We start from the raw sequence: 19,246 nt of genomic DNA, 5'->3' as shown, positions 1-19,246 counted from the left end.
CCGCTCAGTCCTCGGGAGCCTCCGCGGCGTCGCCGGAATCCGTCGGGGTGCCGGAGTCCCCTGCGGCGCCGAGTCGCGGCGGCCGTCCGGCCTGGCGCAACGCGAGCCGCAACGCGAACTCGATCTGCGCGTTGACGCTGCGCAGGTCGTCGGCGGCCCACTTGGCAACCGCGTCGTAGACCTGCGGATCGAGCCGCAACAGCAGCTTCTTGCGCTCGGCCACGGGTCAGCCGTAGAGCGAGCCGGTGTTGACGACGGGCTGCACGTTGCGGTCACCGCACAACACCACCAGCAGGTTGGCCACCATCTGCGCCTTGCGCTCCTCGTCGAGCTCGACGACCTCCATTGCGCTCAGACTCTCCAGCGCGCTCTGAACCATGCCGACCGCCCCTTCAACGATCTTGTACCGCGCGCCGACGATCGCGCTGGCCTGCTGGCGGGCCAGCATCGCCTGGGCGATCTCCGGTGCGTACGCCAGGTGGGTGATCCGCGACTCGAGCACCTCGACGCCGGCGAGCGCGACCCGCTCCCCGAGCTCGGTGGTGAGCTCCTCGCTGACGATGTTGCCCTCGCGCAGGCTGGCCCGGCCGTCGCCGTGCGACTCGTACGGATAACTCGTGGCCAGGTGCCGCACGGCCGCCTCGGCCTGGACGGCGACGTAGGAGATGTGGTCGTCGACGCCGAAGGACGCCTTGAACGTGTCGACGACCCGCCAGACGACGACCGCGGCGATCTCGACCGGGTTGCCGTCGGCGTCGGAGACCTTGAGCCGGGCGGTCTCGAAGTTGCGGACCCGGCGGGAGATACGCCGCTTGGCGCTGAACGGGACGGTCCAGTGGAAACCGGCGGTCTCGACGGTCCCGACGTATCGCCCGAAGAACTGCACGACGCGGGCCTCGTTGGGGTTGATCACGGTGAAGCCGGCCAGCACCGGACTGGCGACGACCACGAAGACCGCGACCAGCCAGCCGGCGGTGTCCTCGGGCTGCGTGGCGACGACCGCCACGACGGCGGCCGTGGCGACGATCAGCAGGCCGAGCATGACGAACCCTGGGATGCGGAACGCCGGTCTCTCCATCACGCCTCCTGGCTATCGAAGTGATATCACTACGATAGCTCAGGCGTGCCAGCCGTTCCACGTCTCGTGACGAGCGCCCAGCCGACGGCATAGAGCAGCGTGACCGCACCGCAGGCGGCGATGAGCGGGCGCGGGTCGACCCGGTCGACGAACGCGCCGACGGCCAGCTGCGACACCGACACCGAGAGGGTCGCCAGCATGACGTCGGTGGCGAAGATCCGGCCGCGCAGCGCGTCGGGGACCTCGGCCTGGAGCACGTAGTTGGACATCATCCAGTTGCCGCCGGCGGCGAGGTGGGCGACGACGACCCCGAGCAGCACGAGCGGGAACCAGGTCAGGAGGCTCACGCCGATGTACGAGACGCCGTAGATCGCCATCGACACGGCGAGACCCGGCAGCAGCCAGGAGCGGTGCGTGAGCACCCGGCGCAGGATCAGCGGGCCGATCAGGGCGCCCAGCCCGCGGGCCGCGAAGAGCAGACCGGTGCCCAGCGGCCCGGCGCCGAGCCCCGCGGCCAGCAGCGGAAACGCGGTCAGGACGCCGTTGCCGAGGCCGACCGCGCACTTGACGGTGACGAGCGAGGCGACACGGGGGTGGTGGCGGATGTACCGCAGTGCCTCACCCACGGCGGCGAACGGGTGGGTGCGCACCGCCGGCGTCACGGCCTGCAGCGGACGGCGGATCCGCCAGGTCTGCACCGTCGCCAGCAGGAGCAGTGCGCTCGCGATGAGAAAGCAGGGGTACGGCCCGACGAGCGACGACGCGATCCCGCCCAGCGAGGCACCGACGACCAGCATGGTGCCCCACGCCGAGCCGCTGAGCGCGTTGGCGGCCGCCAGGTCGGCCTCGTCGACGACGTTCGGCAGGCCCGCGGCGGCCGCCGGCACGAAAAACGCCTTGGCCACCGCGATGACCGAGACCGCGAGGAGGGCGATCCAGGCCGTGTCGGCGCTGCGCACCAGCAGCAGCGCCAGCGTGCACACCGCCATCGCCAGGTCGGCCGCCAGCATGATCTTCCGCCGGTCGATCCGGTCGGCGACCGTGCCGGTGTAGGGCAGCAGCAGCGCGATGACCCCGGTGTCGGCCGCCAGCACCAGCCCGCCCCAGAGCCCCGACCCGGTGAGGTGGGGCAGGAGGCTGATCAGCGGGATCAGCACGAACCAGTCGGCACCCAGCCCGATCAGGTCGGCGGTGAACAGGTTGCGGAAGTCCTTGTTGCGGGTAAGGACCGAAAGCGTTGGCGGCACGTACGTCACCTTAGGCGACATCCGACCACGCCGATCTTTGCCTTACCTCGCCGGCGCCGCTCGGGCGTCACGGCGCGGCCGTCAGGCCGCGGGCTCTTGGGACGACGGCGATGGCAGGCGCGTGCGGTGCCCGGCGGATGCCGGGCACCGCACGGCCGTTGTCTGGCGGGAGCGACGGTCGTCAGTTGCACGGACTCGAGCCCCCTGAAAAAGCACTACGCCAGATCCAGCGCCTTCGCCGCGGCGAGCACGTCCGCCGGCACCGTCGTCGGGGCCGGGGCGGTCGAGATGGCCCAGTCCGGGTCCTTCAGGCCGTGGCCGGTGACCGTGCAGACGACGGTCTGGCCCGGCTCGATCCGGCCCTGGGCACTCGCCTGGAGCAGGCCCGCCACGCTGGCGGCGCTGCCGAGCTCGACGAACACGCCGACAGAGCGGGCCAGCAACCGGTACGCCTGGAGGATGTCCCGGTCGGTCACCGCGTCGATGAGGCCGCCGGACTCGTCGCGGGCGTCGACGGCCCGCGTCCAGGAGGCCGGGTTGCCGATGCGGATCGCGGTGGCGATGGTGCTCGGCTCACGGACGACGGCGCCGTTGACGATCGGCGCCGCGCCGGACGCCTGGAAGCCGAACATGCGCGGGGTGCGCGTCGCGTTGCCAGCCGCTTTGTCCTCCTTGTAGCCCATCCAGTAGGCCGTGATGTTGCCGGCGTTGCCGACCGGCAGGCAGTGGATGTGCGGCGCGTCGCCGAGGCCGGCCACGATCTCGAACGCCGCGGTCTTCTGGCCCTCGAGCCGGTCCGGGTTGACCGAGTTGACCAGCGACACCGGGAAGTCGAGCGACAGCTTGGAGGCGAGCGCGAGGCAGTCGTCGAAGTTGCCGGCCACCTGCAGCAGCCGGGCCCCGTGCACCAGCGCCTGTGCCAGCTTGCCGAGCGCGATCTTCCCGGTCGGTACGAGCACCGCGCACGTGATGCCGGCCCGCGCGGCGTAGGCGGCGGCCGACGCGGACGTGTTGCCCGTCGAGGCGCAGATGATCGCCTTCGACCCATCCTCGACCGCCTTGGAGACGGCGACCGTCATCCCGCGGTCCTTGAACGATCCGGTCGGGTTGGACCCCTCGACCTTCAGGTACACGTCACAACCCGTGCGCGCGGAGAGCTCCGGCGCCGGCAGCAGGGGCGTGTTGCCCTCGTGCAGCGTCACCACCGGCGTCTGCGGACCGACGGGTAACCGGTCCCGGAACTCTTCGATCAATCCACGCCACATGGCGCTACTCTCCTTCGACCCGCAGAACGCTCGCCACGGCGCGAACGATGTCCAGTGCCCGCAGCTCGGCGACGGTCGCGGCGAGGGCGCGGTCCGGCGCGGCGTGCGTGACGATGACCAGGACGGCCTGGTTGCCGCGACCCGATTGGTTGACGGTCGCGATGCTGACCCCGTGCTTGGCGAACACCCCGGCGACGGCCGCGAGCACACCGGCCTTGTCCGCGACGTCGAGGGAGATGTGGTACCTCGTGAGCACATCCCCGATCGGTGCGACCGGGAGGTCCGCGTAGGCCGACTCGGACGCCGCGTGGGTGCCGGCGAGCCGGTTGCGGGACACGGCCACGATGTCGCCGAGCACCGCACTGGCGGTCGGCGCGCCACCGGCGCCCCGACCGTAGAACATGAGCTGGCCGGCGGCCTCCGCCTCGACGAAGACCGCGTTGAAGGCGTCACCGACGCCGGCCAGCGGGTGGGTCCGCGGGATCATCGCCGGGTGGACGCGCACGGAGACGGCGCCGTCCTGCTTGGTGGCGATGCACAGCAGCTTGATCGTGCAGCCCATGGCCTTGGCGCTGGCCACGTCGGCGGCGGTGACCTCGGTGATGCCCTCGCGGTACACGTCCGCGGCGGTGACCCGCGTGTGGAACGCCATCGAGGCGAGGATCGCCGCCTTCGCCGCGGCGTCGAAGCCCTCGACGTCGGCGGTCGGGTCGGCCTCCGCATAGCCGAGGGCCGTCGCCTCCTCGAGCGCCTCGGCGAACCCGGCCCCGGTCGCGTCCATCGACGACAGGATGAAGTTCGTGGTGCCGTTGACAATGCCGGTCACCCGGGTGATGCGGTCCCCGTGCAGCGAGTCGCGCAGCGGGCGCAGCAGCGGAATCGCGCCGGCCACGGACGCCTCGTAGTAGAGATCGGCCCCGGCGTCGGCGGCGGCCTTGTGCAGCGTGGCGCCGTCCTCGCCGAGCAGCGCCTTGTTGGCGGTGACCACGCTCTTGCCGCCGTGCAGCGCCTCGAGCAGCCAGGTGCGCGCCGGCTCGATGCCACCGACGACCTCGACGACCACGTCGACGTCGTCGCGCTTGACCAGGCCGAGGGCGTCGGTGGTGAAGAGGCTCTCCGGCACCGGCAGATCACGGGTCCGGCCCGGTCGCCGGACCGCGATCCCGACGAGCTCGAGCGGCGCCCCGATGCGGGCCGTGAGGTCGTCCTCCTGCTCATGCAGCAGTCTCACGACCTCTGAACCCACAGTCCCGCAGCCCAGCAGAGCCACCTTGACCGATTGCGGCATCGTCATCCCACGTCCAGTCTGAGTAGGTCGTCCTCGGTCTCCCGGCGGACGATCACCCGCGACGCCCCGTCGGCCACCGCCACCACCGGTGGGCGTGGCACGTGGTTGTAATTGCTCGCCATGCTGCGGCAATAGGCGCCGGTGCCCGGAACCGCGAGAAGATCTCCGGCGCGGACGTCTGCCGGCAGGAATTCATCCTTCACGACAATGTCCCCCGCCTCGCAATGCTTTCCCACCACGCGGGCGAGAATCGGCGGTTCGGTGGAGGTGCGGCCGGCGACCGTCGCCGAGTAGGCGGCGTCGTAGAGGGCCGTGCGGATGTTGTCGCTCATCCCACCGTCGACCGAGACGTACGTGCGGATGCCGTCGACGTCCTTGACCGTGCCGACCTGGTACAGCGTGAACATGGCCGGCCCGACGATCGCGCGGCCCGGCTCGACGGACAGGTGCGGCACGCTCAGGTGCAGCGCGGCACACTCCTGCTTGACGATCCGCATCAGGTCGCCGGCGAGGTCGGCGGGCTCGGCCGGGTTGTCCTGGGTCGTGTACGCGATGCCGAAGCCGCCGCCGAGGTCGAGCTCGGGCAACTCGACGCCGTGCTTCTCGTGGATCTTGGCCTGCAGGCCGAGGATCCGCCGGGCCGCGACCTCGAACCCGGACGAGTCGAAGATCTGGGAGCCGATGTGCGAGTGCAGGCCGCACAGCTCGAGCACACCCTCGGCGAGAATGCGCTCGACCGCCTGCTCCGCGGCGCCGCCGGCCAGCGAGAAGCCGAACTTCTGGTCCTCGTGGGCGGTGGCGATGTACTCGTGGGTGTGCGCCTCGACACCGACGGTCACACGGATCAGGACCTTCGGCGTCTTCCCCGTGTCCCGGGCGATCCGGGTCAGGCGGCCGATCTCGTCGAAGGAGTCGACGATGATGCGGCCGACCCCGGCTTCGACGGCCCTGGACAGCTCGCTGGTCGACTTGTTGTTGCCGTGGAAGCCGAGCCGCTCCGGCGGCATGCCGCCCTTGAGGGCCACCGCCAGTTCGCCGCCGGTGCACACATCGAGGAACAGGCCCTCCTCGACGAGGATCCTGACGATCGCGGCGGCGATGAACGCCTTGCCGGCGTAGTAGACGTCGGCGCCGCCGAACGCCTCCTTGAAGCGCCTGCACCGCTCGCGGAAGTCCGCCTCGTCGAAGATGTAGGCAGGGGTGCCGTGCTCCTCGGCGATCTTGTTGATGTCGACGCCCGCCACGGTGAGCGCGCCGGTCCGATCATCCCTTTTGACCGTTTTTGGCCACAGGGTTGGGACAAGCGCGTTGACGTCCCCGGGCGTGCGGAGCCACGACGGGCCGTGACTGCCGCCGAGGTCCGCGTGAAGCGCTCCGGCCTCATGTGCTCGCATCGCTGTTACATCCGTTCCGGTGCCGAGACCCCGAGCAGGTCGAGGCCGTTGACGATGACCTGGCGCGTAGCGTCGTTGAGCCACAGCCGCGCCCGGTTGGTCTCCGTGAACGGCTCGTCGCCCTGGGGCAGCACCCGGCAGTTGTCGTAGAACCGGTGGTACGCGCCGGCAAGGTCCTCCAGATAGCGTGCCACGCGGTGCGGTTCCCGCAGCTCGGCGGCGGTCGCGACGACCGACGGGAAGTCGCCCAGGGCCTTGAGCAGGTCGAGCTCCTTCTCGTGCACGAGCAGCGAGGCATCGAAGTCCTCGCCGCGCTCGTGGCCGAGGTCGGCGGCGTTCCGCGCGACCGACGCCGTCCGGGCGCCGACGTACTGTACATAGAAGACCGGGTTGTCGTTCTTCTGCCGGGTGATGACCTCGATGTCGAGGGTCAGCGGCGAGTCCGTCGACGAGCGGGCCAGCGAATACCGCGCCGCGTCCACCCCGACCGCGTCGATCAGCTCGTCGAGGGTGATCAGCGTGCCGGCGCGCTTGCTGAGCCGGACCGGCTCACCGCCGCGCAGCAGGCTGACCAGCTGGCCGATGAGCACCTCGATGTTGCGGTTCGGGTCGTCGCCGGCGCAGGCGGCGATGGCCTTGAGCCGGCCGATGTACCCGTGGTGGTCGGCGCCCAGCATGTAGATGCAGCGCTCGAAGCCCCGCTCGCGCTTGTTGATGTAGTACGCGGCGTCGGCGGCGAAATAGGTCTTCTCGCCGTTCGACCGGATCAGCACCCGGTCCTTGTCGTCGCCGAAGTCGGTGGTGCGCAGCCAGATGGCGCCCTCGCTATCGAAGACGTGCCCCTGCTTGCGCAGCTCGTCGAGGGCGTGCTCGACGGCGCCGCCGTCGTGCAGGGTCTTCTCGGAGAACCACACGTCGAAGTGCACGCCGAACCGCTCCAGGCTCTGCTGCATCTCGGCGAGCATCGCTTGGTAGCCCGCTGTCTGGAAGGCCACCTTTTGTTCGGTTTCGGGGAGCTGCAGGATGTCCGGGTTCTCCGCGACGATCCGGGCGGCGATCTCCGGGACGTACTCACCCGGGTAGCCGTCCGGCGGCGTCGGCTGATGGTGCGCGGCGGCCATGACCGACTCGCCGAAGCGGGCCATCTGCACGCCGGCGTCGTTGATGTAGTGCTCGCGGGTCACGTCGGCGCCGGCGGCCGTGAGAATGCGGCCGAGCGCGTCACCGACCGCCGCCCAACGGGTGTGGCCCAGGTGGATCGGCCCGGTCGGGTTCGCCGAGACGAACTCGAGGTTGATCTTCTCCTTGGCGAGCGTCTCGCTGCGGCCGTAGGCCGGTCCGGCCTGCACGACGAGACGCGCGAGCGCGCCGGCGGCGGCCGCGGACAGCCGCACGTTCAGGAAGCCGGGCCCGGCGATCTCGACACTGTCGATCCCGGGAGTTTCCTGCAAGTTTTTCGCGACGGCGGCGGCCAGCTCGCGCGGGTTGAGACCTACCTTCTTGCCCAGTTGCAAGGCGATATTTGACGCATAGTCACCATGCTCCGGGTTTCGGGGTCGCTCCACGCTGGTGGTCGCCGGGAGAACGGACGTGTCGAGGTCACGCTCGGTGAGAGCCGCGCGGGCGGCTTCGAGGACTGCTACGGCGAGTTCAGCGGGAGTCACCGACAAATGTTATCGGGGGTAGACTCCGGTACTTGGCGGCGGCCCGTTGTGCTGGTCACAATGCGGGACGGCATTTACACCGGGACGTTCGCTTTCCGCCCTGACCCCCCGACCGTTGACCAGACGAGGCCCGATGAGCGAGCAGACCGCTGAGCGTAGCGAGGCGACGCGATGAGCATGAGCACCCAGCACGGTGGCGGCAACCGCAAACCGTCCACCAAGGCTGTCTCCGGCGCCAAGCCCAAGCAGGGCGGCGACGAGAACCTCGAGGATCTCGACGCCACTGCGGCCGACGAGACGGAGACGTCGGAGGAGTCGGAAGAGTCGGAGAAGCCGGCCGCCAAGACCACCTCGGCGCGCCCCAAGGCCAACCCGCGCAAGTCGGCGCCGGTCCGCAAGACGGCGCCCGGCGGCGCGAAGCGCCCCGCCGGCTCGACGCGCCCGGCCGGGAAGAAGATCGCCCCGGTCAAGGTCAAGCAGGGCACCTCCTGGGGCCCTATCGCGCTGTTCACCACGGTGGGCGTCCTGGCGCTGGGCATCATCGGGTTCGCCGGCTGGCAGGTCTACGAAAACGGGCTGAGCTGGCAGGACCGCGCGGACCGCATCGAGGGCCTCGTGGACTACCGCAAGACCGACAAGGCGCTCGTCGGCCAGCGCGACCACGTGTGGGGCCCGCAGAAGTATTCGATGAGCCCGCCGGTCGCCGGCAACCACAACCAGAACTGGCAGCGCTGCCTGGGTGACGTCTACCCGGCCGCGATCGCGACCGAGCACGCGCTGCACAGCATGGAGCACGGCGCCGTCTGGATCACGTACCGGCCCGACCTGCCGGCCGACCAGGTCGAGACGCTGGCCAAGAAGGTCCGCGGCAACGACTACCTGCTCATGAGCCCGTTCCCGGACCAGGACCGGCCGATCTCGCTGCAGGCGTGGGGCTTCCAGCTCAAGGTCGACAACGCCGGTGACGCTCGGGTCGACGAGTTCATCAAGGCGCTGCGGCAGAACGCCAGCCTCGAGCCGGGCACCCCGTGCTCCAGCGGCGACATCATCACCGAAACCGGCTCCACACCGCGTGACCTCGGCAAGGACTCCGGCGGCGGAATGCCGGCGCAGGGCAACTGACCCGATCGTGTTCATGCGACTGTCGCGGCGAGCGCGCCTGAGCCTGGGCGCGCTCGCCGCCGTCCTTCTGCTCGCGACCGGCATCGCCGTCGGATACCTGATCCCCGTCCTGCGCCAGCCGGGCAACGACTCGATCGACGCCGGCTTCGCCCGGGACATGAGCGCCCACCACGCGCAGGCCGTCGAGATGGCGATGTTCGCTTATCGGCTGGGCAGCACGGACGACATCCGCACGCTGGGCTACGACATCGCCGCGAGCCAGCAGTGGCAGATCGGCCAGATGCAGACCTGGCTCACGCAGTGGCACCTGCTCCCGCACTCCGACAACCGCCCGATGTCCTGGATGCCGGACGGGCAGAACACGCTCCAGCCGGACGGCCGGATGCCGGGCATGGCCTCAACCGACGAGCTCAAACGCCTGAAGTCGGCGACGGGCAAGGACTTCGACGTCCTCTGGTGCCAGCTGATGCTCCGCCACCACCTGGGCGGCATCCACATGGCCGAAGTAGCGGCCCAGAAGGCCCAGACCGCGGAGGTCCGCACCGCCGCCGAGCAGATGCGGGTCTCCCAGCAGTACGACATATCGGCACTGACCGAAAAACTGAAGGACCTGGGCGCCCAACCCTTGTCCTCGTAGCCCCCTCAGGGCCCACTTTTTCCTTGGCCGTGGAGTCTTGTGGTCGCCTGGACGACCACAAGACTCCACGGCCAAGCCACTTCCTGAAGCCCGACTGTCGCCACAAGATCCCGCACAGCAACTCAGCTCGGGTCGGCGCGGCCCGGGCGGCACGGGGCGGGCGGCACGGGGCGGGCGGCGCGAGGCGGGCGGCGCGGGCGGCTCTGCAAGATCGCGGCAAGGGTGGCTGGCGAGTTGGCCGATGACGTTTCGGCGCACGCCTCGGCCGGCACGCACCCTTGCGGCGCCACCCTCCTCGCCGGCACCTTCTCCCCCGGCTTCTCACTCTCGCCGACACCTCCCGCCTCGCCTCTCCCACTCGTCGACACCTCGGGCCTCGACCGTGGGCGTCCCACTCGACAACGCCCCGCCTTCGCGCCTCCCACTCGGCGCGCCCTCCCTTCGGCGCACCCTCATTCGGCACCTCGCCCGACGGCGCCCATCCTCGGCGCCCTCCCTTCGGCGCACCCTCCCGTTCGACGTCCCGTGCTCCTCGGCGCGACTCCGGCGGCAGGCTCACAGATCAAGGGAAGATTCTGGTCGCCATGGAGCCTGTTGCGTAATTCGCTGGGACAGCGTTGGCGGCCCAACTACGCGCCGATCTTGGAGTTGTGGCGCCATGAACCTCCGAATTTATCCGGATTTGTCAAGGACCACAACTCCAAGATCAGCGCGACTGTCGGGGTTGACGCGCGAGGGATCCGAATTGCGCAACAGGCTCCATGGCAGCAGGATCTTTCCCTGGATCATGGGACAGTCCCGGTCCGAGCTGCGAATCGTGTGCCACAGCCGCCACACGGGAACCGATGCGCGACCGGGCGGTGGGTTCTGCTACTCTTTGCGAGGTCCGAAAGGCCCCCGTAGCTCAGGGGATAGAGCACCGCCCTCCGGAGGCGGGGGCGCAGGTTCGAATCCTGCCGGGGGCACCAAGCGCAAAGCGCCGGTGACCAGCAAAAACGAAGCCCTTGACCAGCGATAACGCGGTCAAGGGCTTCGCTCGTATGTCCGGTTGTCACCGGGCTTTCACGGCCTTGATCGGCCAGTCACGTCCAATACGCGTCCAAGTTTTCCGGGGCTCAGTGGCCCAGCGCCGCCGTCATCCGCCGGCGCAGCTCCTGCCCTCCCCCGTCGAGGCACTTGGCGTAGATCTTCAGCAGGACTTCGACGGAGTGACCCGCCCACTCTGCGACCTGGGTCGCCGGGATCCCGCCGTTGAGCCAGGTCGACACCGCCGCGTGACGCAGGTCGTACGGCGACGCCGCCAAGGGCGAAGCGACGACCTCGGGCGTGAAGGTGGCCTTGCGCGCCCTGCGCCACATCCGGTTGATGGTGCCCCGGGGCAACTCGCCCTCGTTGCGCTCCCCCGTGAACAGCCTCCCGTCCGGCGCCGTCCCGAACTCGCCGATGTGCCAGTTGAGGAGCGCGGTCAGCTCCGGCGGGCAGGGCACCGTACGGACCTCGCCGCGCGCTCGTTGCTTGAGCTGGCGCCGGTCGCGGTTCTCTCCGCTGTCGGTCCACTCCTTGCCCGCGTGCGGCTCGGCGACGTTGAGGTTGAACTCTCCCCACCCCTCGGCGGGCAGGACCAGGTGGTGCTTGGCGAGCGCGACCGCTTCCTCGGGTCGCATCGCGGCGAAGTACAGGCACCCGAAGAATGCGACGAACCGCGGGCCGCTGCGCTTCTGCTCACGAACGGAGTCCAACAGGCTCCGCACCTGCACAGGGTTGGCAACCGATCGACGATCGACGGCATGCGTCGTCCTCGGAGGCGTCCATTTCAGCGCCGGAATGGGGTTTGCCGGCAACAGTTTGAGCTCGACCGCGTACTCCACCGAGGTGTTCAGGATCTTCCGTCTCCGGCTGACCACGCTCGGCGCAGCCGGTTTGCCGTCGAGCCGCACCGTGAGGCCGTCGAGCATGGGCCGGAGCACCTCCGGTTTGCCGAGGGTGGAGACCTGACGGGTGTGGTTCTCGATCCATCGCAATGCGGCCTTGACCTCGGCCGGGCAACTCTCGGCGTTCCGGCGGACGGTGTTGAACCCCCAGCGGCTGAGTGCGAGCCGGATGAGCTTGTCGTCCGGCTTTCCCCGTTCGGTGGTGAACATCGACGTGGTCACCGCCGTCAGCGCTTCAGCGTGCGTGCGGCGGGTGGTTGCCGCGACGCGTGGCCATTTCATGTCCACGAACGCGCACGCAAATTGGTACCACGACATTTCACGGCTCGCCCGCCGCATGGAAACCGGCAAGCCCGACTCGATGTCGAATGCCTCGCCCTTTCGAGACGCTGCGACCAAATCGGACCGGAAACCTTCCGCGAGCGCCGATCCCTTGAACGGCTCCTTCCACTGCCGACCAGCAACGGTCCAGCGAACGTAGTACGTACTTCCCCGCTTGCCCTCGTAGACAGTTGTCTTCCAGATTCGAACGTCGTACGTCGTTTCCATTTACGCGGCCTTCTCTTCGAGCCGAACAAGCCAGGATTCGTAGTCCGCGCGGCGAATCCGCAGATCGCCGTTGGGCAACTTGAAGCACGGCGGCGCCTTCCGCTTGGCGCGCCAGTCGTAGAAAGTCGAGCGGGAGATGCCGAGGTCGTCGCAGACCTCCGGGATAGTGAGGTGCCTTCCGGACGACGCACGACGGATGGTCATCGGGCCTCACCGACCACCCTGAGCCCCGGGGTATCCGTACCATCCGTACCAAGCTCGTTTTGCCTGCTCAGGCCCGGTACGGATTGATTGGCCGGTACGCATTGATCCGTACCACGGACGCGTTGCGGTACGGTTCGATCCGTACCGGGGACGGCATCCGTACCAGGGATGACCTGGGAAAACGACGTTGGTACGTTTGGTACGGGTGCCCCCTCCTTGGGTGCCGGGCAGTACCGCTTCCACGCGTCGGTGAAGGCGTCGCGGACGTACCCCTTGGCCTGCCCGACAGGGAACCGGATGGTGCCGGAGCTGATGCCGAACTCCCGCAGCATGTCGCCGAGGCGCTTGCCGGTCAGCCCGGCCGGGCCGAACCCTTGCCACGGCGCTTCCGCGTCGTCGTTGAGGGCGGCGAGCAGGTCGGCGGTGGTTGCGGAGGGCGGGTCGCCGAGGGTGGTGAACGCGGCGCGGATGTCGGTCAGCAGCCGGACGCGATTGGACACCTGCCCGGTGTCCTCGGCCTCGGCGGTGAGGACGGTCGCGGCGGCCCGGCCACGTGACGGCCACTCGCCGCCCGCGAGGTCGGCGACCGCGATGAGCGGCTCCCATGTGTCGGCGGCGCGGTCCTCCAGGGGCATCGCAGGCTCGGCGCGCTCCAGCTCGGCGAGGTGAGCGCGCAGCCACTGCGTCAGCTCGATCGCGACCTTGCGCAGCACCGGACCGTCCCGCCGGTGCCGGTACGGCGCGACCGTCTCGCCCGCCATCCGGCGCCGCATCCGGACGACCACGGCACGGTCCTCGATGGTGTCGGGCATGGCGCCGATCCCGGCGAGCGCGGCCATGGCGAACGTGGGGATCTTCTCCAGCCGATGGAGGTTGTTGTCCCAGCGGATCGCGGGCCGGTTGCGCTGATGGCCGGCGTTGAGCAGCCCTCGGAGATCCTCGTTGGCCTCGGCGTTCTTGCCGCCGAAGATGGTGTCCGCCTCGTCGACCAGCAGCGTCGGCGGCTCGTCGGTGCCGATGGCCCGGTAGACGGCGGCCGGTGACGCGTTGACGGTGATGAGCGGGTTGCAGCACATGCCCTCGACCACATCGAGCAGCCGAGACTTGCCGCACCGTTTCTCCGGCGCGCGGATCACCAGCCGGGGCGCGTGCGCCCATGCCTGCTGAACGTGGGTCGCGGCGATCCACAGGACCACAGCGTCAACGGCCTCGGGTGAGGGCAGCACGACGTATCGGGTGATGGTCGCGTGGAGGCGGTCGAGGATCGCAGCGCCGTCGGGGCCTTCGGTGTCAATGTTCATGATCGGGTCACCTGCTTTCGTCGGTGATGAGCCGGCCGATGTGTTCGGCGACGGCGGGGACGACGGCGTTGCCGAGGGCTGCAAGTCGGTCCGTGCGTCGGTCCATCCGGGCGGGAACCCCATCAGCCACTCGACCCATTCGGGGTTCGGCCGGCCACCGATCGCGTCGGTGAGGCTGAGCCCGTTCTTGCGCGTCTGTCGTTTGCGGGCGATGGTTTCGGGGGTCAAGGAACCCCGGCGAGCATCCGCCGCCCTCGGCGTGGGCCAGGACGAACAGGCGGGCTCGTGGGTGTGCGGCGCCCATTGCGCAAGCTCGGACAACGCCGGCGCGGGCGGCGTAGTTGAGGCGTCGCAAATCGGCGAGGACGGTGCCGAGGCCCTTGGTGCGGTGGCCGAGGACGTTCTCCCCGATGACGTACTGGGGTCGCAGGTCGGCGATGACGTCGGCCATGGCGGGCCAGAGCCATCGGGGGTCGTCGGCGCCGCGGCGCTCGCCGAGCAGGGACTCTCCCTGGCAGGGGTAGCCGCCAGCGACGACATCGACCCGCGGTCGAGGCTGGGAACGCCACCAGGCGATAGCTGTACGGACGTCGTCATGGGCGGGCACCTCCGGCCAGTGCTTGTGCAGGACCGCGCGGCAGAACGGGTTGATCTCGACGTGGCCGACGATGCGCATCCCGGCGCGTTGCAGGCCGAGGGACAGTCCGCCGATCCCGGCGAACAGCTCCAGCACATTGAGCGGCTCATGCAGCGCGACGCCGGTCATGCCGCGATTCCTGTAATCGGGACGCGTTCGTCGCGGAACGCACCGGTGATCGCGCCGCGGACCTCGCGTTCGCTCTGCCCCGCGGCGAAGCCAACGTCGGTGAGCGCGGCCAGGGCGTCGGCCTCGGTGAGCGCTCCGCCGCCGACCATCCGAGCGACGCCACGGGCCGCACCGTATAGCGTCGAGCGGCGCTTGCCCTTCGGTGCCCTGGCGACCGCGTCGAGGTGCGACTTGAGCAGCGCTTCGGGTGACGAGATGCCCCCCGCGCTGCGCATCTGCGCGACGTTCGCCGAGGCGGTCACCGGCGTCGTCTCGTTCGGCCGGCACGCCTCGACCAGCGCGGGGGGCATCTCAACCAGGGACCGGCCACCGGTCCACCGGTACGGGCGTCCGGTGCGCGGGTGGATGGACGGCGGCGCGACCACGTAGCCGCCGTCCGCCCGTACGTCGATACCGTCCGCGACGCGTCCTTGACTGCACAGGACGGCCGTTCCGGGGTGGAGGTAGTACAGGTGCCAACCGCCGCTGCCCGTGGCGACACAGGCCGTCTCAGGCATCAATGCCGGATCCACCCGACCGCCATGCCCCGGGTCGATGTCGATGACGACGGTGCCGGACGGCGCGCCGGTTCGAATGGCGAGCATGCTGCCGGGGTTCCACGACACCATCGCCTCGATGCGATCGGGGTCGGTGGTCGCGGCGTAGAACCCGTGGCACGTCAGGCAGTCGCAAGCGGCCGGGTCGTGGTCGCTGCCCGCGTCCCGGCAAGCGTCGCAGTTGGCCAAGGGCCGCTTGGTGCGGCCGAGCAGGAACACGGGCCAGCCGTGTTCCGCGTAGCGGATCGCGTTGCGCAGCAACGCTTCCGAGGCAGAGCGAAGCTCCATATCGGCACCTCCCATGGTCGAGGCGGACAACGGTTCGGGGTGGCCTGTCATCACGCGGCCCGCCTAACGCTGGCGCGGGTGGCGCGGCCGATGACGGCGCCCAGGTCGCGGGCCAGGCCGAGCAGCTGGTGACGGGCGACCGGTTCGGCGGCGGCGAGCGCCACGGTCAACGTGACCTCGGCGTGCTCCCGGCCGTCGGCGGCGCGCACGCGGGTGAGCACGGCGCGGCCGAGGCCGGGGACGTCAACGGTGAGGGGGTCGGCGCGGTGCTCGCCGAGGTTGCAGCGGTGGCCGCCGGCGCACCAGTCGGGGTGCTGACCGGGCTGCAGTCCGGGGCGGCGGCCGGTGCGGGCGAGGCGGTTCATCGTCCGGCCTGCCGGGTGTTGTTGAACTGGTTGTAGATCCATCGGCCCGCGCGGAGGCGGCGGCCAGTGCCGTCGCAGCGGGGGCAGAGCCGGAACGCACGGCCGGTGGGTGAGCGGCGCTTGCCGGTGCCGTCGCAGCGTCCGCAGGGCTTGAACGGCCACACCCAGCACGCGAACGCGTAACCGAGCGTGACGGCAATGGGGAGCAGGATCAGAGCGATAGTTCTAGCGGCGTGGGGGGTCACGAAATGCCTCCAGGGCCGGTTTTGGGCATGAAGGGCCGTGGGCTGCTAGGTGCTAGAGCCCAGGTGGGTGATCGGTTTGGGTGCTAGCGGGGGTGCTAGCGCTAGCAGGGCGAGGTGCTAGCGCTAGCACCCTTCGCGGGTCATCCCGTCGGCCGCTTCCGGTCACGCTCGGTGATACCGGCGAGGAGATCGGCGTGCTTGATGCCGCGCCGGGTGGTGGCCTTGCCGTCGATGCGCCGGCCGACGTCGCCGACCTTCACGGCCGGGTGCGGCTTGAGTGCGGTGGTGAGTTGTGCTGCCTCCCACCCGGTGTAGACGTCGGGGCGCAGCTCGGCGAGCAGCGCGCACAGCGTCTCGTTCCATGCGGCCTTCTCCCCGTCCGGCCAGACGCGGGCGAGGTCGCCGAGCAGGTCGTGCACGGGCGCGGTGTCGCGGGTCTGCTCCTCGGGGTTGGGCATGGTGCCTGCCTTGACCCGCGCGGCGATTGCCCGCTGCACGATGCGTTCGGCGTCGGTGGTGTTGACGTAGTACGACTTCACCGAGCCCGGGGCGCCGAAGCCGCGGAGGATGCCCCATCCGGCGTCGTTGGGGCTGTTGTCGTCGCCGGGGACGAACACGGTGGCCCGGTACCCGTTCTTGTACGCCGACGTGCCGAGGATCATGTCGTTCGCGGTCTGGTCGGCCACGGACAGGCAGTACCGGGTGTTGACGTTGCGGGTGATGCCGGTCGGCAGGCTGTCCTTGTCCGGGATCTGCGTGCCGATCAGCAGGATCACGCCCAGGGCGCGGCCGAGCTTGATGACCTTCTCCAGGATTTCTCCGGCGTCCTTGCCGTACTTGGAGGTCATGAGTTCCTGGATCTCGTCGATCCACGCCACGAGCGGGTGCAGGCCGGAGCCCTTCAGGGACGCCAACTCGGGGGTGACCTTGTTCTCGGGGGCCTTGCCGAGCTTGGCGTAGTGCGCGATGCGCTGCGACCGGCGGCGGCACTCTTCGTAGAGCCACTCAATGAACGCGAAGCACGCGGCGAGGGTGTCGTCATCGAAGCCGTTGCCGTACTCCGTCATCACCGGTGCGATCCGGGCGAAGTCGCCGACGCCCTTGAGTTCGTAGCCGCGGATCTCGGTACGCGGGTCGAGGGCGGCGGCCAGCACGAGCAGCCGCAACGCGAACGTCTTGCCGGAACCGGGCTGGCCGCCGATCAGCCAGTTCCGCGAGGTCAGGGTGCCGTGCACCGCGTCGAGCCGGGGTGTGGTCCCGAACGGGAACGACTTGAACACGTCGGCCTGTCCGGCGTTGAGCAGCGGCCACGTGGGCTGCTTCATCACCGACGCCGGTTCGTAGCCGACCCACAGGGCGAGCCGGCCGGTGTGCCCCGGTGCGACGTCCGGCCAGACCTGGTCGAGCGGGAGCCGCATCGCGGAGGCGAGCTTGCCCCGGCGGGCCACAACCTCCGTGGCCTCCACGCCGTAGGGCAGGTCGACCACGGCGAGGTGCCCCGGCCCGTCGCGGTGGATCTCCACCGGGAACGAGATGGCGTTGGGGTCCTTGGCGACCGGGCCGTTGATCGCGGGCATCTGCAACGACGTCAACGCGCGGCGCACGAGCTCAGCGGTGAGCTTGCGGTACCGGTTGCCGTGCGACACCCGGTCGGTGAGCGGCTTGTCCGCCGGCCGGCCGATCCTGGCCAGGACCGGCAACGTCGCGGCGACAGCGGCGTAGCGCCACCAGGTCGGGCCGAGCGTGAGCATGACCGCGCCGGTCGTCGTCGCGGCGGCGGCGGCGCCGAGGACCCACCAGCGCCACCGGGACTGACGCTGGCGACGCGCGTCGAGCTTGAGCCACACCTCGGCGTCGCCCTTGTTCGCGGCGGCCTGCCGCAGCTCCCAGTTGCCTTCCTCCGCGCTCGCCCAGTGCAGCGACCGGCCGAGGCCACGGACCAGCCCGACGGGCGCCCAGATGAGGACTTTGCCGACGTACTTCGGGGTGCGGACCGCGTGGTACGCCGCGACGTACCCGGCGTCCTTGAGCGCGTGCCGCACGGCGGCGCGGAACGCCCGGCCGGACCGTGCCCACTCCGCGAGGATCGGTTGACGCTGCTGCTGCCGGTCGAGGATCTCGGCCGGGATGTCGTCGGCCTGGTCGACCAGCCCACCCAGGGCGGCCGGGCCGCCGTCGACCGACTCGGCGTCGACATCGAAGTCGTCTTGGACGTCGTCGGCGTCGGCCTGGTCATCGTCGCCGACGCGGTTGCGTCGGTCGCGGGCGGCGCCGAGGTCGACCACGTTCGCCGTGCCGGCCACCTCTTCCGGGTCGCCCAACTCGGTCTCGTACTTGGACCAGTCGAACCCCTCCGAGGGCTCGCGGTCCGCGCTGTTGCTCGTCATGCTGTAGGTCTCCTGACTCCTGATGGAGGTTTGGGGACCGGTGCGCGGCCGAGCTTCCTACGGCCAGAGGCCGCGCACCGGGCGGAACATGTGGGGTCAGTTGGCCAGGGCGGCGAGGAACGCCAGGATGCCCTTGGCGACGACGGTGACCGCGTGGGCGGAACCGGTCGGGTTGGTGATGACGAAGTACGCGGCGAGCAGGGCCAGGAGGCCGCTCAGCACCTTGTTCTTCAGCGATCCGGGCATGACGGTTCTCCTCTGCTGAGGTCAGAACGGGGCGTGCGGGAGGGGGCCGCCGTCGAGCAGGGCGGCAAGTGATCCGGTGAGGTGTTCGGCGATGTACTGCCGGTCGGCATCGGTGTCGAGGTGCTGATCGCCCCACCGGGCCAGTTCGCCGAGGGCGTTGTGCAGGTCGCGCAGCTCGCTGCGGACCGTCATCAGGTCAAGGGCGTCGTCGTCCATGAAGTCCTCCGTCTCAGGCGGGGATGAGCAGCGCGGACACGAACAGCCAGCCGACGTGCCAGGACTGGTCGAGGGCGTACAGGCCGCCGCCGCGCTCCAGCCACGCCGGGGACTTCTTGAGCGCGTCGGCCATGCGCCGAAGCGGCGCCCGCCGGTCGGCGATGTGGTGCGTGACGGCCGAGACGGTCAGCCCGGCGACGGTCCAGCCGATGTGGAGCTCGGCGCCGGTGACGGCGAGCACCGCGACCAGGGCGACGGCGGCGGTCAGCGTGTACGTGGCGACGTGGCCGGCGCAGGTGAGATGCCCCCGCCACCCGGCGTCGGCCTTGTGGTCGGCCTGATGCTGGGTCTGGATCCAGTGGTCGGCGACCTGGTGAGCGGCGTACAGGGCGGCGAAGACGGCGGCGAAAGTGCCGGCATCGGTGGTCATACGGGGTCTCCTGACTCCTGATGGAGG

Annotated in this window: 20 protein-coding genes and 1 tRNA gene; 3 read left to right on the top strand and 18 right to left on the bottom strand. The window is 70.0% G+C overall.

Translation table 11 applies throughout. From position 1 onward, the window contains the following. Nucleotides 1-4: 4 nt before the first annotated feature. The 7 genes from Dfulv_RS06685 to argS form a co-directional block, all read right to left on the bottom strand. The gene (locus Dfulv_RS06685; RefSeq protein ID WP_259861748.1) at nt 5-223 is read right to left on the bottom strand and encodes a hypothetical protein; all 219 of its coding nucleotides are present in this window, start codon (nt 221-223) and stop codon (nt 5-7) included. A gap of 3 nt (nt 224-226) precedes the next feature. Next, nucleotides 227-1,078, bottom strand: coding sequence for an SPFH domain-containing protein (locus Dfulv_RS06680; RefSeq protein WP_259861747.1), 852 nt, complete (start codon nt 1,076-1,078; stop codon nt 227-229). A gap of 29 nt (nt 1,079-1,107) precedes the next feature. Next, nucleotides 1,108-2,325, bottom strand: a complete 1,218-nt coding sequence (locus tag Dfulv_RS06675; protein ID WP_259861746.1) for an MFS transporter — start codon at nt 2,323-2,325, stop codon at nt 1,108-1,110. 215 nt (nt 2,326-2,540) lie between these two features. Continuing rightward, on the bottom strand, nt 2,541-3,590 hold the full coding sequence (thrC, locus tag Dfulv_RS06670) for a threonine synthase (RefSeq protein WP_259861745.1): 1,050 nt from the start codon (nt 3,588-3,590) through the stop codon (nt 2,541-2,543). A gap of 4 nt (nt 3,591-3,594) precedes the next feature. Continuing rightward, complete coding sequence (locus tag Dfulv_RS06665) at nt 3,595-4,878, bottom strand: homoserine dehydrogenase (RefSeq protein WP_406568001.1); 1,284 nt, start codon at nt 4,876-4,878, stop codon at nt 3,595-3,597. 2 nt (nt 4,879-4,880) lie between these two features. After that, entirely contained in the window at nt 4,881-6,272 is a 1,392-nt protein-coding gene (lysA, locus tag Dfulv_RS06660) for a diaminopimelate decarboxylase (protein WP_259861743.1), read from the bottom strand. Nucleotides 6,273-6,277: 5 nt separating this feature from the next. Continuing rightward, nucleotides 6,278-7,936 carry an arginine--tRNA ligase gene (argS, locus tag Dfulv_RS06655; RefSeq protein WP_259861742.1) on the bottom strand — a complete coding sequence of 553 codons (1,659 nt, stop codon included), beginning with the start codon at nt 7,934-7,936 and terminating at the stop codon, nt 6,278-6,280. Between the two features lie 171 nt (nt 7,937-8,107). Here argS and Dfulv_RS06650 point away from each other — a divergent pair, with 171 nt between their 5' ends. The 3 genes from Dfulv_RS06650 to Dfulv_RS06640 all read left to right on the top strand — a co-directional run bounded on the left by Dfulv_RS06650 (nt 8,108) and on the right by Dfulv_RS06640 (nt 10,663). Continuing rightward, nucleotides 8,108-9,058, top strand: coding sequence for a DUF3105 domain-containing protein (locus Dfulv_RS06650; protein ID WP_259861741.1), 951 nt, complete (start codon nt 8,108-8,110; stop codon nt 9,056-9,058). A 13-nt stretch (nt 9,059-9,071) separates the two neighbouring features. Continuing rightward, entirely contained in the window at nt 9,072-9,695 is a 624-nt protein-coding gene (locus tag Dfulv_RS06645; protein WP_259861740.1) for a DUF305 domain-containing protein, read from the top strand. Nucleotides 9,696-10,588: 893 nt separating this feature from the next. Continuing rightward, nucleotides 10,589-10,663, top strand: a tRNA-Arg gene (locus Dfulv_RS06640). Nucleotides 10,664-10,810: 147 nt separating this feature from the next. On the opposite strand, the gene Dfulv_RS06635 is transcribed toward Dfulv_RS06640, so the two are convergent. From Dfulv_RS06635 to Dfulv_RS06585, 11 genes are all read right to left on the bottom strand, one after another. Beyond that, a complete protein-coding gene (locus tag Dfulv_RS06635) occupies nt 10,811-12,175 on the bottom strand; it encodes a tyrosine-type recombinase/integrase (protein ID WP_259861739.1) in 1,365 nt (454 codons plus the stop codon). After that, a complete protein-coding gene (locus Dfulv_RS06630; protein WP_259861738.1) occupies nt 12,176-12,379 on the bottom strand; it encodes a helix-turn-helix transcriptional regulator in 204 nt (67 codons plus the stop codon). Continuing rightward, nucleotides 12,376-13,680 carry a DUF3631 domain-containing protein gene (locus Dfulv_RS06625; RefSeq protein ID WP_259861737.1) on the bottom strand — a complete coding sequence of 435 codons (1,305 nt, stop codon included), beginning with the start codon at nt 13,678-13,680 and terminating at the stop codon, nt 12,376-12,378. The genes Dfulv_RS06630 and Dfulv_RS06625 overlap by 4 nt, the downstream gene beginning before the upstream one ends. 7 nt (nt 13,681-13,687) lie before the next feature. Next, nucleotides 13,688-14,446 carry a DNA cytosine methyltransferase gene (locus tag Dfulv_RS06620; protein ID WP_259861736.1) on the bottom strand — a complete coding sequence of 253 codons (759 nt, stop codon included), beginning with the start codon at nt 14,444-14,446 and terminating at the stop codon, nt 13,688-13,690. Further along, nucleotides 14,443-15,330 carry a bifunctional DNA primase/polymerase gene (locus Dfulv_RS06615; protein WP_259861735.1) on the bottom strand — a complete coding sequence of 296 codons (888 nt, stop codon included), beginning with the start codon at nt 15,328-15,330 and terminating at the stop codon, nt 14,443-14,445. The genes Dfulv_RS06620 and Dfulv_RS06615 overlap by 4 nt, the downstream gene beginning before the upstream one ends. A gap of 50 nt (nt 15,331-15,380) precedes the next feature. Continuing rightward, nucleotides 15,381-15,695 carry a hypothetical protein gene (locus Dfulv_RS06610; RefSeq protein WP_259861734.1) on the bottom strand — a complete coding sequence of 105 codons (315 nt, stop codon included), beginning with the start codon at nt 15,693-15,695 and terminating at the stop codon, nt 15,381-15,383. Beyond that, a complete protein-coding gene (locus Dfulv_RS06605) occupies nt 15,692-15,940 on the bottom strand; it encodes a hypothetical protein (RefSeq protein ID WP_259861732.1) in 249 nt (82 codons plus the stop codon). Before Dfulv_RS06605 ends, Dfulv_RS06610 begins: the two co-directional genes overlap by 4 nt. Before the next feature lie 140 nt (nt 15,941-16,080). Beyond that, nucleotides 16,081-18,327 (bottom strand): cell division protein FtsK, encoded by a 2,247-nt coding sequence (locus Dfulv_RS06600; protein ID WP_259861731.1) that lies wholly within the window; start codon nt 18,325-18,327, stop codon nt 16,081-16,083. A 96-nt stretch (nt 18,328-18,423) separates the two neighbouring features. Then, on the bottom strand, nt 18,424-18,573 hold the full coding sequence (locus Dfulv_RS06595) for a hypothetical protein (protein WP_259861730.1): 150 nt from the start codon (nt 18,571-18,573) through the stop codon (nt 18,424-18,426). A 21-nt stretch (nt 18,574-18,594) separates the two neighbouring features. Next, on the bottom strand, nt 18,595-18,789 hold the full coding sequence (locus Dfulv_RS06590; protein WP_259861729.1) for a hypothetical protein: 195 nt from the start codon (nt 18,787-18,789) through the stop codon (nt 18,595-18,597). 13 nt (nt 18,790-18,802) lie between these two features. After that, nucleotides 18,803-19,219 carry a DUF3307 domain-containing protein gene (locus Dfulv_RS06585; protein ID WP_259861728.1) on the bottom strand — a complete coding sequence of 139 codons (417 nt, stop codon included), beginning with the start codon at nt 19,217-19,219 and terminating at the stop codon, nt 18,803-18,805. Between the last annotated feature and the right edge of the window lie 27 nt (nt 19,220-19,246).

Origin of the sequence: Dactylosporangium fulvum, assembly GCF_025137375.1 — a bacterium.
In the GTDB taxonomy this organism is placed as follows: Bacteria; Actinomycetota; Actinomycetes; order Mycobacteriales; family Micromonosporaceae; genus Dactylosporangium; species Dactylosporangium fulvum.
Note: the sequence above shows the minus strand (reverse complement) of the source record. Positions and strands in the feature narration are given on the sequence as shown.

Bases quoted from the DNA above. Each gene is read 5' to 3' on its own strand.
- Dfulv_RS06680 (WP_259861747.1), bottom strand. From the start codon at position 1,078: ATGGAGAGACCGGCGTTCCGCATCCCAGGGTTCGTCATGCTCGGCCTG.
- thrC (WP_259861745.1), bottom strand. From the start codon at position 3,590: ATGTGGCGTGGATTGATCGAAGAGTTCCGGGACCGGTTACCCGTCGGT.
- Dfulv_RS06665 (WP_406568001.1), bottom strand. From the start codon at position 4,878: ATGCCGCAATCGGTCAAGGTGGCTCTGCTGGGCTGCGGGACTGTGGGT.
- lysA (WP_259861743.1), bottom strand. From the start codon at position 6,272: ATGCGAGCACATGAGGCCGGAGCGCTTCACGCGGACCTCGGCGGCAGT.
- Dfulv_RS06650 (WP_259861741.1), top strand. From the start codon at position 8,108: ATGAGCATGAGCACCCAGCACGGTGGCGGCAACCGCAAACCGTCCACC.
- Dfulv_RS06645 (WP_259861740.1), top strand. From the start codon at position 9,072: ATGCGACTGTCGCGGCGAGCGCGCCTGAGCCTGGGCGCGCTCGCCGCC.
- Dfulv_RS06635 (WP_259861739.1), bottom strand. From the start codon at position 12,175: ATGGAAACGACGTACGACGTTCGAATCTGGAAGACAACTGTCTACGAG.
- Dfulv_RS06630 (WP_259861738.1), bottom strand. From the start codon at position 12,379: ATGACCATCCGTCGTGCGTCGTCCGGAAGGCACCTCACTATCCCGGAG.
- Dfulv_RS06625 (WP_259861737.1), bottom strand. From the start codon at position 13,680: ATGAACATTGACACCGAAGGCCCCGACGGCGCTGCGATCCTCGACCGC.
- Dfulv_RS06620 (WP_259861736.1), bottom strand. From the start codon at position 14,446: ATGACCGGCGTCGCGCTGCATGAGCCGCTCAATGTGCTGGAGCTGTTC.
- Dfulv_RS06615 (WP_259861735.1), bottom strand. From the start codon at position 15,330: ATGGAGCTTCGCTCTGCCTCGGAAGCGTTGCTGCGCAACGCGATCCGC.
- Dfulv_RS06610 (WP_259861734.1), bottom strand. From the start codon at position 15,695: ATGAACCGCCTCGCCCGCACCGGCCGCCGCCCCGGACTGCAGCCCGGT.
- Dfulv_RS06600 (WP_259861731.1), bottom strand. From the start codon at position 18,327: ATGACGAGCAACAGCGCGGACCGCGAGCCCTCGGAGGGGTTCGACTGG.
- Dfulv_RS06595 (WP_259861730.1), bottom strand. From the start codon at position 18,573: ATGCCCGGATCGCTGAAGAACAAGGTGCTGAGCGGCCTCCTGGCCCTG.
- Dfulv_RS06590 (WP_259861729.1), bottom strand. From the start codon at position 18,789: ATGGACGACGACGCCCTTGACCTGATGACGGTCCGCAGCGAGCTGCGC.
- Dfulv_RS06585 (WP_259861728.1), bottom strand. From the start codon at position 19,219: ATGACCACCGATGCCGGCACTTTCGCCGCCGTCTTCGCCGCCCTGTAC.